At 64.3% G+C, this 13,035-nt stretch carries 15 protein-coding genes; 13 read left to right on the forward strand and 2 right to left on the reverse strand.

What is annotated here, in order from left to right; all coding sequences use genetic code 11:
• The first annotated feature begins 118 nt into the window (after window positions 1-118).
• From flgB to ACZ5TB_RS08285, 13 genes are all read left to right on the forward strand, one after another.
• Window positions 119-487 (forward strand): flagellar basal body rod protein FlgB, encoded by a 369-nt coding sequence (gene flgB / locus ACZ5TB_RS08225; RefSeq protein ID WP_464790848.1) that lies wholly within the window; start codon window positions 119-121, stop codon window positions 485-487.
• 20 nt (window positions 488-507) lie between these two features.
• On the forward strand, window positions 508-900 hold the full coding sequence (flgC, locus tag ACZ5TB_RS08230) for a flagellar basal body rod protein FlgC (protein WP_464792516.1): 393 nt from the start codon (window positions 508-510) through the stop codon (window positions 898-900).
• The gene (locus ACZ5TB_RS08235) at window positions 897-1,556 is read left to right on the forward strand and encodes a flagellar hook assembly protein FlgD (RefSeq protein WP_464790849.1); all 660 of its coding nucleotides are present in this window, start codon (window positions 897-899) and stop codon (window positions 1,554-1,556) included. The genes flgC and ACZ5TB_RS08235 overlap by 4 nt, the downstream gene beginning before the upstream one ends.
• 39 nt (window positions 1,557-1,595) lie before the next feature.
• On the forward strand, window positions 1,596-2,459 hold the full coding sequence (locus tag ACZ5TB_RS08240; protein WP_464778012.1) for a flagellar hook-basal body complex protein: 864 nt from the start codon (window positions 1,596-1,598) through the stop codon (window positions 2,457-2,459).
• A 117-nt stretch (window positions 2,460-2,576) separates the two neighbouring features.
• Window positions 2,577-3,320: a flagellar basal body rod protein FlgF gene (locus ACZ5TB_RS08245; protein WP_464790850.1), complete on the forward strand. Its 744-nt coding sequence runs from the start codon at window positions 2,577-2,579 to the stop codon at window positions 3,318-3,320.
• A gap of 70 nt (window positions 3,321-3,390) precedes the next feature.
• Entirely contained in the window at window positions 3,391-4,179 is a 789-nt protein-coding gene (gene flgG, locus ACZ5TB_RS08250; RefSeq protein ID WP_464790851.1) for a flagellar basal-body rod protein FlgG, read from the forward strand.
• Window positions 4,180-4,289: 110 nt separating this feature from the next.
• The gene (locus tag ACZ5TB_RS08255) at window positions 4,290-4,943 is read left to right on the forward strand and encodes a flagellar basal body L-ring protein FlgH (protein WP_464790852.1); all 654 of its coding nucleotides are present in this window, start codon (window positions 4,290-4,292) and stop codon (window positions 4,941-4,943) included.
• A 98-nt stretch (window positions 4,944-5,041) separates the two neighbouring features.
• Window positions 5,042-6,184 (forward strand): flagellar basal body P-ring protein FlgI, encoded by a 1,143-nt coding sequence (locus tag ACZ5TB_RS08260; protein WP_464780000.1) that lies wholly within the window; start codon window positions 5,042-5,044, stop codon window positions 6,182-6,184.
• A complete protein-coding gene (locus ACZ5TB_RS08265) occupies window positions 6,184-6,495 on the forward strand; it encodes a rod-binding protein (protein WP_464790853.1) in 312 nt (103 codons plus the stop codon). The genes ACZ5TB_RS08260 and ACZ5TB_RS08265 overlap by 1 nt, the downstream gene beginning before the upstream one ends.
• Entirely contained in the window at window positions 6,492-7,826 is a 1,335-nt protein-coding gene (gene flgK, locus ACZ5TB_RS08270) for a flagellar hook-associated protein FlgK (RefSeq protein ID WP_464778017.1), read from the forward strand. Before ACZ5TB_RS08265 ends, flgK begins: the two co-directional genes overlap by 4 nt.
• Window positions 7,827-7,839: 13 nt before the next feature.
• Window positions 7,840-8,685 carry a flagellin gene (locus ACZ5TB_RS08275; RefSeq protein ID WP_464778018.1) on the forward strand — a complete coding sequence of 282 codons (846 nt, stop codon included), beginning with the start codon at window positions 7,840-7,842 and terminating at the stop codon, window positions 8,683-8,685.
• 172 nt (window positions 8,686-8,857) lie between these two features.
• Window positions 8,858-9,721 (forward strand): flagellar motor stator protein MotA, encoded by an 864-nt coding sequence (gene motA / locus ACZ5TB_RS08280; protein ID WP_464778019.1) that lies wholly within the window; start codon window positions 8,858-8,860, stop codon window positions 9,719-9,721.
• 3 nt (window positions 9,722-9,724) lie between these two features.
• Entirely contained in the window at window positions 9,725-10,774 is a 1,050-nt protein-coding gene (locus tag ACZ5TB_RS08285; protein ID WP_464790854.1) for a flagellar motor protein MotB, read from the forward strand.
• Window positions 10,775-10,918: 144 nt separating this feature from the next.
• Here ACZ5TB_RS08285 and ACZ5TB_RS08290 read toward each other — a convergent pair whose 3' ends face one another.
• Window positions 10,919-12,265, reverse strand: a complete 1,347-nt coding sequence (locus tag ACZ5TB_RS08290) for a sensor histidine kinase (protein WP_464790855.1) — start codon at window positions 12,263-12,265, stop codon at window positions 10,919-10,921.
• Entirely contained in the window at window positions 12,262-12,981 is a 720-nt protein-coding gene (locus tag ACZ5TB_RS08295; RefSeq protein ID WP_464771161.1) for a response regulator, read from the reverse strand. Before ACZ5TB_RS08295 ends, ACZ5TB_RS08290 begins: the two co-directional genes overlap by 4 nt.
• Between the last annotated feature and the right edge of the window lie 54 nt (window positions 12,982-13,035).

Below are 13,035 nucleotides of genomic sequence, written 5' to 3' on the forward strand. Positions count from 1 at the left end.
TTGGCACGGCTCTTGCGAATATCCGTTCGGCTAACCCGCGATTCACGCCTTCAGGCATCAGAACGGCGCGGCGCAGCAAGGATTTAGGGCTTCGGCTCGAAAAAGATGGAATGAGACAATGTCGCTGGAAGACGGACTGTTCGGGATACATGGAAAGGCGCTGGCGCTTCGCTCGCAACGCCTGTCCCTGCTCGCGTCCAACATCGCGAACGCCTCCACGCCGGGCTACAAGGCGCGGGACATCGACTTCGAATCCGCGCTCAAGGAAGCCTCCGCCCAGCAGAACAGGTCTGTGGCCGATGTGTCGAAGGCCGTCGATGACAGCATGGGCTATCGCGTCCCGCTTCAATCCAGCCTTGACGGCAACACCGTCGAACTCAGCACCGAACAGACGCTGTTCGCCGAAAACGCCGTGAAATATCGCACGACCCTCTCCTTCCTTGAGGGTCGCATCAACACTATCAATCGCGCGCTGAAGGGAGAATGAGGGTGAGCGGCTCGGGTCCCATGAACGTCTTCGACATCGCCGGCCGCGCCATGAGCGCGCAGCTGGTGCGGCTGAACGCCACGGCTTCCAACATGGCGAATGCCGGCAATGTCACCGGCAGCGAGGCGGCCGCCTATCGCGCCATCAAGCCCGTTTTCCAGTCGGTCACCGACAAGCCCGGCGTGTCCACGGTGAAGGTCGCCAACGTCCTCACCACCGACGCCAAGCCGACCAAGCGCCACGATCCCAATCACCCGCTCGCCGACGCGAATGGCGATGTGTGGGAAGCGGCCGTCGATAGCAGCGCGGAACTGGTCGACATGATCGAGACCGCGCGCATGTACCAGAACAATGTGCAGGTGCTGAACACCGCCAAATCCCTCATGCTCGAAACCATAAGGATCGGCAAATGAGCACGACCTCCACTGTCACCGACAGCGCGGGCCTTTCGGTCTATAATCCGTACAAGAATGTCGGCACGGGCAAGGCGGAAATGGGCCAGGCCGATTTCCTGCGCCTGCTCACCGCGCAGATGCAGACGCAGGACCCATTCGAGCCGATGGATAATGCGCAGATGGTTTCGCAGATGGCGACCATCACCAACTCCAGCGGCATCGCGGAGATGAACCAGACCCTCAAGGGTCTGGCATCGCAGCTGACCGGCAGTCGCCTGGGCGACGCCGCCAGCTGGATTGGCAAGTCGATGCTGGTGCAAAGCAACCTCATCGCGCCTGACGCCTATGGTCAATATACGGGCCAGGTCACCTTCAAGGACGCAACGAGCGGCGCCACCGTCGATCTGATGGACGGCAACGGCAATGTCCTTAAGACCATCGACCTTGGCAACCAGCCTGCGGGCGACGTCAATTTCTACTGGGACGGCAAGGACGACAACGGCAACACCGTTGCGACCGATGCTCTCAAGATCCGCGTCAATGGCGCTTCGCCGTCGCGCGTCGCCAGCTGGGCTGCCATCGCCGCTGTCCAGTCACCCGCCGACGGCAGCGCTTCAAAGCTCATCACCGCATTGGGCACCTACAGCCCGTCGGACGCCCTTTCACTCGCCTAACGTCACTCACCAAATCCTTTTCACCCAAGGAGCAACGCCATGTCCTTCTACATCTCGCTTTCCGGCCTTAAGGCTGCCCAGACCGATCTGGCGACCATCGCCAACAACGTCTCGAACGTGAACTCCACAGCCTTCAAGAAGAGCAAGGCCGTGTTCGGCGACATCTTCGCCGCCGCGCCGATGCAGACGACCACGCAGGTCGCTGGTCAAGGTGCGCGCGTGCAGGGCATCACCCAGCAGTTCACGCAGGGCACGATCGAGGGCACCGACAAGACGCTCGACCTCGCCATCACCGGCGAAGGCTTCTTCACCGTCAAGCGCACGGGCGACAGCCAGGTCAGCTTCACGCGTAACGGCGCCCTGTCGCTGACCGAGGACCGCTACGTCGTCGATACGACCGGCGCGCGCGTTCAGGTCATCCCCGTCGATCCCACCACCGGCCAGCCCAGCGCGGCGATCGCTGCCGGACTTGCCGGTGGCACCTTGACCTCGGCCGACCTCACCGACCTTCAGGTCCCCACCAACTGGCCCGCAGGCGGCACCGGCAACCAGCTGAACAGCGTCGGCGTGGGCAAGGACGGGCAGATCACCGGCGTCTATGCCGATGGTTCGACCGTCTATCTTGGCACCACGGCCATGGCCGCTTTCAACAGCCAGGACGGCCTGCGCCAGATGGGCGACGCGCACTGGACGTCTACCTCGGCCAGCGGATCGCCCCGTTTCGGCACCGGCAACAGCGGCCTTTACGGCTCGGTACGCTCGGGTGCGCTGGAACGCGCCAACGTCGATATCACCGAAGAACTGGTCGCCCTGATCTCGGCCCAGCGCAACTTCCAGGCAAATTCGAAGGCGATCGAAGCGGCCAACACGCTGTCGACCACCATCGTCAACATGCGCACCTAATAGCAAGGCGCAGGGATGCTCACGCATCCGCGCCTTGGCTACGCTCAGGCCCCGCGCGGGCTTCACCGGGTTTCACGAAACCCGTTCAGCCCGCCGCATTAGAAACAGGAAAAGCCCATGGACCGGCTCGTCAACACGGCACTCACCGCAATGCGCGGCGCGATGGCGCGGCAGGCGTCGATCTCCAACAATCTCGCGAACGTCAACACGGTTGGCTTCCGGGCGGAGATCGCCAATGCAGAGACGCGCTGGATCAAGGGCGATGGTTTCGACACGCGGGCGCAGGCGTCCGAACAGGTGATCGCCGCCGACATGGCGCAAGGCGCGGTCATCGAAACCGGCAATCCGCTGGACGTGGCCATGAACGGCGATGCACTGCTCGCCGTTCAGGCCGCGGACGGCAGCGAAGCCTATACGCGCCGCGGCGACCTCAAAGTCTCCGACAGCGGCCTGCTCACGACCGGCGACGGCCTGCCCGTCCTGGGCGAAGGCGGCCCCATCACCCTGCCCCAGATGGACAGCGTCTCCATCTCGCAGGATGGCAGCATCTGGGGCGTGCCTCAGGGCGGCGACCCGGCAAACCCGCAGCGTGTCGATGGCCTGAAGCTTGTCCGCCCGGTCGGCTCCAGCATCGCCAAGGGCACCGACGGCCTGTTCCGCGAAACCAACGGCGGGGTTCTTCCGACCGACCCGCTCGCGACCGTCACTGGCGGATCGATCGAAGGGTCGAACGTTAACGCGACCTCCGCGCTGGTGGACATGATCGAAGCCAGCCGCGCCTGGGAAACGCAGGTGAAGCTGATCGACACCGCCAAGCAGCTGGATGACGGCGGCGCGTCTCTCATGCGGCTTGATGGTTAATTTGGCACGAACCTTGCTCTTCGTTGAGCATAGCCATTGGGCAAGCCTGACGGCATCACGGAGTTAGACCATGACCAACGCAGCCCTTCACGTCGCCCGCACCGGCCTCGACGCGCAGAACACGAAGATGCGCGTGATCGCCAACAACCTGGCGAACGTCAACACGACCGCCTTCAAGCGCGACCGCGCCGATTTCGAAACCCTCGCCTACCAGCAGATGGTGGCCGCAGGCGCCAATTCGGACAGCGAGAACAAGTTCGCCACCGGCCTCAACCTCGGCTCGGGTGTCGCGATGCAGGGCACCAGCAAGATCAACACCCAGGGCACGTTGCAGCAAACCGGCAACGCGCTCGACATGGCAATCGAAGGCTCCGGCTTCTTCCAGGTCCAGCGCCCCGACGGCTCCATAGCCTATACGCGCGCGGGCAATTTCAGCACCACGGCCGAAGGCGTCGTCGTTACCAGCGACGGCCTGCCCGTCGTGCCGCAACTCACCGTCCCACAGGGCGCGACCGGCATCACGATCGGCAATGACGGCACCGTCACCGCCACGCTTCAGGGCCAGACCGAACCGACCCAGCTCGGCCAGATCGAACTCGCCAGCTTCATGAACCCGGCGGGCCTCCAGCCGATCGGCGGCAATCTGCTGACCGAAAGCGCTGCCAGCGGCACGCCGCAGGTCGGCGTTGCGGGGCTGGACGGCCGCGGCGTCATCCGCTCAGGCAATCTGGAAACCTCGAACGTCAATGTGGTCGAGGAACTGGTCGACATGATCGAAACGCAGCGCGCCTATGAGGTGAACAGCAAGATGATCAAGGCGACCGACGAAATGCTCCAGTACGTCAATCAGCAGCTGTGAGCGGACGCATGACCCTCTCCCCAGCACCGTTCGCCCTGAGCTTGTCGAAGGGCTCTACTTCTTCAAAAAGAAAGGGAAGGGCTTCGACAGGCTCAGCCCGAACGGCTGTTTTGTTTCTGGGCACACTCACCCTCGCCGCCACCCCGGCAATAGCCGGCAAAAAGCGCGATGCCGAGCGGCAATTTTTTGCCCCCACCATCGTTGCCGCCCCTGCCGCCCCGGTGGCGAACGGTTCGATCTTTCAGGCATCGATGGGCTATACCCCGCTTACCAGCGGCGCGCGGGCGCAGAGCGTCGGCGACATCATCACCATCGTGCTCGTCGAACGCACGCAGGCGACCAAGACCAATTCGGCCGACACCAGCCGCAGCGGCAGCATCGGGCTGACGCCACCCAGCACGGGCCTGTTCTCGAAGCTCTTCTCGCCCAGCGACGTCGCCGCCAGCGGCGATCAGGGCTTCACCGGCAAGGGCAATGCGTCCCAGTCCAACGCGCTCAGCGGCGAAATCACCGTGACGATCGCGGCGGTCTATCCCAACGGCACGATGCTGGTGAAGGGTGAAAAGGCGCTGACGCTCAATCGCGGCGACGAGTTCATCCAGATCAGCGGCCTCGTCCGTCAGGCGGACATCAGCCCGGACAATCGCATCGCATCGACCCGCGTGGCCGACGCCAAGATCATCTACACCGGCAAGGGCGAAATCGCCCGCGCGAGCCGCCAGGGCTGGCTGCAACGCTTCTTCTCGATGATCAGTCCCTTCTGATGGAGACCGGCAGAGCCATGACCCGCCTTACTAGCCCCGTCATCCCCGCGAAGGCGGGGACCCATCTCCCAACCTATCAGCTGGGGGCAAGGCAGGAGATGGGTTCCCGCCTTCGCGGGAATGACGAAGGAGCGTTAGGCAAGTTCGCGCGGCACGTCATTCTGGCCGTCCTCGCCGTCTTGGCCTTCACAACGCCCGCCCATGCCGAGCGCATCAAGGACCTCGGCACCTTCCAAGGCGTCCGCCCCAACCAGCTCACCGGCTACGGCATCGTCGTCGGCCTCGCAGGCACGGGCGACGACAGCCTCGATTATGCGACGCAGGGCGTGAAAGGCATGGTCTCGCGCTTTGGCCTGACACTGCCGCAGGGGATCAACCCCGCGCTCAAGAACGCCGCTGCCGTGCTGGTGACCGCCGACCTTCCCGCCTTCGCCAAGCCCGGCCAGCGCCTCGACGTCACCGTCTCTGCCCTCGGCAAGGCCAAGTCGCTACGCGGCGGCACGCTCATCATGACGCCCCTGCGCGGCGCGGATAACGAAATCTACGCCATGTCGCAGGGCAACCTTGCCGTCGGCGGCCTCGGCGTTTCGGGCGCGGACGGCAGCCAGGTTTCGGTGAACATTCCCTCCGCCGGCCGCATCCCCGGTGGCGCGACGGTCGAGCGCGCGGTCGCAACCGGCTTCGACACCGCGCCCACCCTCACCTTCAACCTCGCCGAAGCCGACCTCACCACCGCTCTGCGCGTGGCGGACGGCATCAACCGCACCTTCGGCGACAACCGCGCACGCGCAACCGACGCGGTGTCGGTGGACATCACCGCCGCCCCCGGCGCGACCGATCGCATCATGATGATGGGCATGATCGAGAATATCGAGATCAAGCCCGCCGACGCGCCCGCCAAGGTCATCGTCAACGCCCGCACCGGCACCGTTGTCATCAACGGCGCGGTCAGGATCCATCCGGCCGCCGTCGCGCATGGCAAATTGACGGTCAGCGTCAACGAAAGCCCGCGCATCGTCCAGCCCGCGCCCTTCTCTCGCGGCCAGACCGCCATGGAGCCTTCCAGCTCGATTTCGATCGATCAGGAAAAGAAACCAATGGTTAATTTTAAAGGTGGAGCCTCGCTGGCCGATATAGTGAAAGCGGTGAATGCCATCGGGGCATCCCCCGCAGACATGGTCGCGATCCTCGAAGCCTTGAAGCAGGCAGGCGCGATGAAGGCTGAACTGGTGGTGTTGTGATGCAGATCAATGCGATTTCCCAAGGGGTTCAGCCCAGCGCGTCGACCGAAAAGGCGCAACTGAAGGAGGTCGCCAAGCAGTTCGAGGCGATCTTCCTGCGCCAGATGATCGGCACCATGCGCCAGTCTGGCGGCGGCGAAGGCATCTTCGATTCGAGCGCCACCGAACAGTTCCGCGACATGTCCGACGCGCGCACCGCCGACACGATGGCGGAAAAGGGCGCGCTCGGCATCGCTGAAATGCTCCTGCGCCAATATGAGAGCCGCACGCCCAAAGCGCCCGCCACACCCACTCAGGCTAAAGGCGAATGAGCGACCTCTTCATCATCGGCGCTTCGGGCACGAAAGCCTACCGCCAGGCAATGGCCGCGATTTCGGAGAATATCGCGAACGCCAGCACCGAAGGCTATTCGCGCCGCTCGCTGACGACCGTTGAGTCGGGTTCCTCTACCGCGACCATGGCGACCTACATCGCGCGCGCCAATTTCGGCGGGACCGAGGTGCAGGGCGTCAACCGCGCTGCCGATCCCTATCTGGATGCGGCGGTACGCTACACCGGAATGGCGCTCAGCAATTCCACCGCACGGCTGCGCTGGATGACCGATCTGGAAGGCGCGCTGAACGATACGGACACCGGCATCGGCAAGCTGATGACGGGCATGTACCAGAATATGGACAAGCTCGCCGCCAGCCCCAGCGACCGGTCGCTGCGCGTCACCACGCTCGACAGCATCAGCCGCGTGGCCGAAGCATTCCAGCGGACCTCGGCCGACCTCGCGCAGGTATCCAGCGGCATCGCCACCGAAGCGACGGCGTCGGTCGAGACCATCAACCGGTCGCTGTCCCAACTGGCGGAAATCAACAACAGCCTGCTCCGCGCGCAACCCGGCACATCGGCCTATGCGCAGTTGCTGGATGGCCGCGACGCGGCGCTGAACACATTGTCGGCCAATTTCAATGTCGATATCAGCTTCGGCGCGCATGACGTCGCGACGATCAGCTATAATGGCACGACGATCGTGCAGGGCGACAGCGCGACAGCGCTGGCGCTGACCGTCAACGCGAACGGCACGCTGGCCTTGGCTACGGCTGGCGGCACGGCGCTGACCGCACCGTCGAACGGGACGCTCGGCGGCCTCTTTTCCTCGGCGGTCACGACGGCGCAGCGCCGCACAAGCCTGGACACGCTGGCGCAGCAGTTCGTGACGGACATGAACAACTGGCATGCGCAGGGCCGCACCGATGCCAATGCGGTGGGCGGCGCCCTCCTGTCCGGGACAACGGCGGCGACCGTCACCGCGCTGATCACTGATCCGGCCGCGCTTGCGACCAGGTCCACGGACGGGACGCTGAACGGCAACCTGCTTACCGTATCCACCGTGCTGCGCGGCAATGGCAGCGTCGAGCAAGGCTGGACCTCCATCATCGCGACGCAGGCGAACCTGCTCGCGTCCGTCAAGGCTGAACAGACCACGGCGCAGGGCCGCAGCGATCAGGCGATCGCCGCGCGCGAAGCCGTGAGCGGCGTCGATCTCGACATGGAGGCGGCCGAACTCCTCCGTTTGCAGCAAGCCTATTCAGGCTCGGCGAAAATCCTTCAGATCGCGAAGGAAACCGTCGATGCGATCCTGCAACTCATCTAAAAAGGGCTGACTCATGGTAGGCATCACCAACAAGACGCTTATCGCCGAAATCCGGCGTCAGCAGCAGCTGTCCCAAGGCATCATCGAAGGGCAGACCGCCATTTCGACCGGCATCACGCTGACCAAGCCATCGGACAATGCGCTGGCCTGGGTCCAGGTGTCGGAAATCGGCAAGGCGCAGGCGCAGCAAACATCCTGGCAGGCCAATGTCAGCTATGGTCAGGGCCGCGCGGCCAATGCCGAAACGAACCTTGAGGAGATCAACACCCTGCTCATCAGCGCGCAGGAACTGGTGACCTCCGCCCGCAATGGCTCGCTCAACGAGGCACAACGCACCGCGATCTACGAAGATGTGAAGGGCATCCGCGAGGCGATCAGCGCGCTGCTCAATCAGACCGATTATCAAGGCGTGCCGGTATTCGACGACACGCAAAGCGTGCTCGTCCCGGTGAGCCGCGGGCTCAATCTGGCGGTAGTCGGCACCCGGCAGGAGGTTTCGGAAGGAATCGACGTGGGCGGCACGCCCATGACCCTCGACGGCATTTTGGGCCAGGCGCTTACCGCCTTGCAGGGCGGCACCGACGCTGACCTGATGGCGGCGCTGGCCGCGATAAAGGCGGGGCAGAATCACGTCACCATCGAACAGGCCAAGCAGGGTGTCCGCAGCGACCGGTTGGACGTGACCAGCAACCGGCTGACCAGCATCGACCTTGACCTGAAGGAACGTCGCCAGGGCCTGGAATCGACCGACCTTGCCGAAGTCATCTCGTCGGTGAAAAGCAAGCTGCTCCAGCTGGAAGCCGCCCAATCCGCTTTCGCCCGCATCAACCAGCAGACGCTGTTCGACCTGATCCGCTAAGCGCGCCGCCGTCGCTCCCGGCGAACGCCAGAACGACGTTAAAAGGACGAAAACGGCCGAAAAAATCCGTCGTCCTAAACCTCTCGCTAACCATTGGGCGTTAACCATCTGACGAAAGCGCATCTTGCGCCACCGGATGAAAGCCCGGCGGGCAGAATTTTCAGGGGTACTCATGTTCGCACTCATTGGCCTGGTCGTGCTGCTCGCCATGGTATTTGGCGGCTTCATCTTCACGGGCGGCGACATCGGTCCGGTGCTTCACGCCCTGCCCCATGAAATGCTCATCATCGGCGGCGCCGCCGTCGGCGCGCTGATCATCGGCAATTCGGGCGCGGACCTGAAGGCGCTGGGCGGCGGCGTTGGCAAGGTGTTCAAGGGTCCCAAATATAAGAAGCAGGATTTTCTCGACTGCATCTTCCTCGTTTCGCGCCTGATGAAGACGCTGCGCGTCGAAGGCCCCGTGGCGCTGGAACCGCATATCGAAGACCCGGCCAGCTCGACCATCTTCTCCGAATATCCGCGCCTCATGGCGGACAAGACGCTCATCCACCTGATGAGCGACACACTGCGCCTAGTGGTCGTCTCGTCAGGCACGCTCGATCCGCATGCGGTGGAAGAGGTCATGGACAACGCGCTCAAGACCCACCACCACGAAGCATTGAAGCCTGCCGACAATCTTCAGGGCCTCGCCGACGCCCTCCCCGCGCTCGGCATCGTCGCGGCGGTTCTGGGCGTCGTGAAGACCATGGGCTCGATCGACCAGCCCCCGGCCATCCTGGGCGGCATGATCGGCTCGGCGCTCGTCGGCACCTTCCTCGGCGTGTTGCTCGCCTATGGCATGGTCGGCCCCTTCGCCAATCGTTGCCGCGCGGTGATCGAGGCGGACGGCGCCATGTACCATGTCGTCAAGCAGATCATCATCGCCTCGCTCCACGGCCACCCGCAGCCGCTCGTCATCGAAGCCGCGCGCTCCAGCCTGACCCACGCCAACCAGCCGGCCTTCGCCGAAGTGTTCGACGGCATGCGGGGCAAATAAGCCATGGCCGACAAGAAGCGCGGCGGAAACGAGCCCGAACCCCGGCCAATCATCGTCAAGAAGATCATTGTCGATGGCCATGGCGGCCATCATGGCGGCGCGTGGAAAGTCGCCTATGCCGACTTCGTGACGGCGATGATGGCCTTCTTCCTGCTGATGTGGCTGCTGGGCGCAACCACCGAAAAGCAGCGCAAGGGCTTGGCCGACTATTTCACGCCGACGCTGGTCGAACTGAAGATGGCCTCGGCTGGCTCAAGCGGCCTGTTCGGCGGCGATTCCATGGTCAGCAAGGAAAATTATCCCACGACCGGCGGTCAGGGCAATCTTGCCATCACCATCCCGCGCGACGCGACGGGCACCAAGGATCAAGGCGGCAAGGCCACCCGCGCCGCCGACCGCGCCAAGTTCGAGGCGGTGAAGAAAGAACTGGAAGCGCGCATGTCCCGCAAGAAGGGCATGGACAAACTGCGCCGCAACGTCCGCTTCACCGAAACCCGCGAGGGGCTGCGCATCGACCTGATCGACGAGTCCAATTTCGCCATGTTCGCCATGGGCACCGACAACCTGCTCCCGCAAGCGCGCGAGCTGGTGAGCGAGGTCGCAGGCGTTGTGCGCGGCATGCCCAACCCGCTGATCGTGCGCGGCCATACCGATGGCCTGCCATATAGCTCGGGCCAGAGCATGAACAACTGGATGCTATCCTCCGCCCGCGCCGAAGCCACGCGCAAGACGCTGGCGGCCAGCGGCATCGGCAACGACCGCTTCGCCCGCATCGAAGGCGTCGCCGACCGCGAACCCTTTGCCAAGGGCAATGTCTACGACCCGCGCAACCGCCGCATGTCGATCATCCTGGGCTGGACTCGTGGCGGCGACAGCAACGACGAAGCGCCGGACGAAGAAACCAAGGCGGCGATCAAGGAACGCGACAACCCGGCACGGATAGCCCGCGAAGAGGTGACCAGGATCGACATGGGCGGCACCAGCCTCCCCGCCGGCGTCCAACTGATCAACCCAACCGCGCCCGGCACGTCGAGCAAGCCGGGCAAGCATTGACCCAAATCCTCCCCATCAAAGATGGGGAGGGGGACCAGCCAAAGGCTGGTGGAGGGGAAAATGAGCAGATCGCCCCCAATTCCCCTCCACCACCGCTACGCGGCGGTCCCCCTCCCCACGCTCCGCGCAGGGAGGATTTTCCCCTCAAACCGGCAGCACCAAGCTCGCCTCCAGCCCGCCACCAACCCGGTTCGCGAGCCTCAGCGCACCCCCATGCTCCGCCATGATCGCCCGCACCAACGCCAGCCCGAGCCCCGCGCCCCCAGTCTCCCGGTTCCGCGACCCCTCCAGCCGCGTAAACGGCTCCATCATCTCCTCCATCCGATCCTCGGCGATGCCCGGTCCATCATCCGCCACGACCAGCCGGATCGCGCCATCCTCGCGCACCACGGACACATGCGCCCGCTCGCCATAGACAATCGCATTCTCGATCAAATTGCGCAGCGCCCGCCGGATCTGCTGCGGCCGCACCGAAGCCACCGCCCGTTCACTATCCGCCATCTCCGCAGGCGATCCCAGCTCGATGAAATCCTCCACCACCGCATCGGCCAGCGCGGAAAGATCAACCTTCTGTACCGCCTCCGTGCTCCGCCCGGCCCGCGCCAGCGACAGGATATCTTCCAGCATCCGGTTCATCTCGTCGATCGTCTGCGACATGCGCGCACGCTCGCCCTCATCCTCAACCGATTCGGCCCTCACCCGCAGCGACGCCAGCGGCGTCCGCAAATCATGGCCGATCGCGCCCAGCATCCTGTCCTTCTCGTCCAGCATCGCGAAGATACGGCTGCGCATCGCGTTGAAGGCAGTGGTCAGGTCGCGCACGTCACCCGGCCCCCGCTCCTCCACCGGGTCGGCCGACCCTGTCCGCGCAAATTGCTGCGCCGACCGCGTCAGCTGCCCCAAAGGCCGCGCCAACCTTCGCCCGACCCACAGCAGCGGCAAGAGCACGATCACATAAAGGATCAGCGTTTGCCAGGCGAGCCAGCCGCCAAAGCGCGGCGCCCGGTTGCCCGCACGCGTCTGGGTCACGACCCATTGTCCCGGTGCATATTCAGCCGCCATCGTCAGCCGCCCGTTCCGTGGCGCGCCGCGCATATCACCCATCGCGCGCATCCGGACACGTTCCCAGCGGCGCATAGGTGGAGGCTGATTCTGCTCTGCCACCCGTACCGACAGCACGGGCAGTCCTACATCAACGAACATCGCCATGGCGCGCCGCTCAACCTCCGGTCGCCGTTCGCCCGTCAGAACCGGGGCTGCATCAAAGAAGCGCGCACGCGGCGGCCGGTTGCGCGCAGGCGGCTCCCCCCGACTGTCCAGCGCATCGACGATGCGATAAACCCCCGGCGCCGTCTGCGCCGTCAGCGTCAGCCGATTGCGCTCCCGCAGCAGCAGCCCGAAATTGATCGCCTGCGCCACGAACAACGCAATCGCCACCAGCGCGATGATCTGCCCGACCAGGCTCTGCGGCCAAAGGCGAAAGCGCCTCACAGCTTCCTCACATCGGCGGACAGCGTATAGCCGCCGCCCCACACCGTCTTGATCAGCGTCGGATTCTTCGGATCGGGCTCGATCTTCTTGCGCAACCGGCTGATCTGATTGTCGATCGCCCGGTCGAACGCATTGGCCTCCCGCCCCTGCGTGATGTCGAGCAGCTGGTCACGGCTCAACACCTGATTGGGCCGCGTCGCAAAGGCCATCATCAGATTATATTCGGCAGTCGACAGCGGCAGCGCCACCCCTTCCTGATCCACGAGCACGCGCTCCTGTGTCTTGAGCAGCCAGCCCGCAAAGGCATAGGTCGCTCCATCAGGTGCCGTCACCCGCTGGCCGCCCGTGGCCACGCGGCGAAAGATCACCTTGATCCGCGCCACCAGCTCACGCGGGGAAAAGGGCTTCAGCACATAATCGTCCGCCCCCATCTCCAGCCCCACGATCCGGTCGGTCTCCTCCGACTTGGCGGTCAACAGGATGACGGGAATCTCACTCGTCTCGCGAATATGGCGGCACAGCGACAGCCCATCCTCACCCGGCATCATGATGTCCAGGATCACCAGATCGATCGCATTAGCGTTCAGCCGCACCCGCGCCTCCGCCGCACTTTCGACGGCGGTGACGCGAAAACCGTTGCGCGACAAATATTGCGCCAACGGCTCGCGGATCGAACGCTCGTCATCGACGAGCAGCAGATGGGGTTTTTCACTCATGGGGGATATCTGTCATGACTATCAGCGGCTTGGAAGGGCGAAGGACGCTGCCTC

The sequence above is a fragment of the Sphingobium sp. TomTYG74 genome (assembly GCF_055393875.1).

Bases quoted from the DNA above. Each gene is read 5' to 3' on its own strand.
- ACZ5TB_RS08275 (WP_464778018.1), top strand. From the start codon at position 7,840: ATGGTAGGCATCACCAACAAGACGCTTATCGCCGAAATCCGGCGTCAG.
- ACZ5TB_RS08240 (WP_464778012.1), top strand. From the start codon at position 1,596: ATGTCCTTCTACATCTCGCTTTCCGGCCTTAAGGCTGCCCAGACCGAT.
- ACZ5TB_RS08265 (WP_464790853.1), top strand. From the start codon at position 6,184: ATGCAGATCAATGCGATTTCCCAAGGGGTTCAGCCCAGCGCGTCGACC.
- ACZ5TB_RS08260 (WP_464780000.1), top strand. From the start codon at position 5,042: ATGGGTTCCCGCCTTCGCGGGAATGACGAAGGAGCGTTAGGCAAGTTC.
- flgC (WP_464792516.1), top strand. From the start codon at position 508: ATGAACGTCTTCGACATCGCCGGCCGCGCCATGAGCGCGCAGCTGGTG.
- flgG (WP_464790851.1), top strand. From the start codon at position 3,391: ATGACCAACGCAGCCCTTCACGTCGCCCGCACCGGCCTCGACGCGCAG.
- ACZ5TB_RS08235 (WP_464790849.1), top strand. From the start codon at position 897: ATGAGCACGACCTCCACTGTCACCGACAGCGCGGGCCTTTCGGTCTAT.
- flgK (WP_464778017.1), top strand. From the start codon at position 6,492: ATGAGCGACCTCTTCATCATCGGCGCTTCGGGCACGAAAGCCTACCGC.
- ACZ5TB_RS08285 (WP_464790854.1), top strand. From the start codon at position 9,725: ATGGCCGACAAGAAGCGCGGCGGAAACGAGCCCGAACCCCGGCCAATC.
- ACZ5TB_RS08245 (WP_464790850.1), top strand. From the start codon at position 2,577: ATGGACCGGCTCGTCAACACGGCACTCACCGCAATGCGCGGCGCGATG.
- motA (WP_464778019.1), top strand. From the start codon at position 8,858: ATGTTCGCACTCATTGGCCTGGTCGTGCTGCTCGCCATGGTATTTGGC.
- ACZ5TB_RS08295 (WP_464771161.1), bottom strand. From the start codon at position 12,981: ATGAGTGAAAAACCCCATCTGCTGCTCGTCGATGACGAGCGTTCGATC.
- flgB (WP_464790848.1), top strand. From the start codon at position 119: ATGTCGCTGGAAGACGGACTGTTCGGGATACATGGAAAGGCGCTGGCG.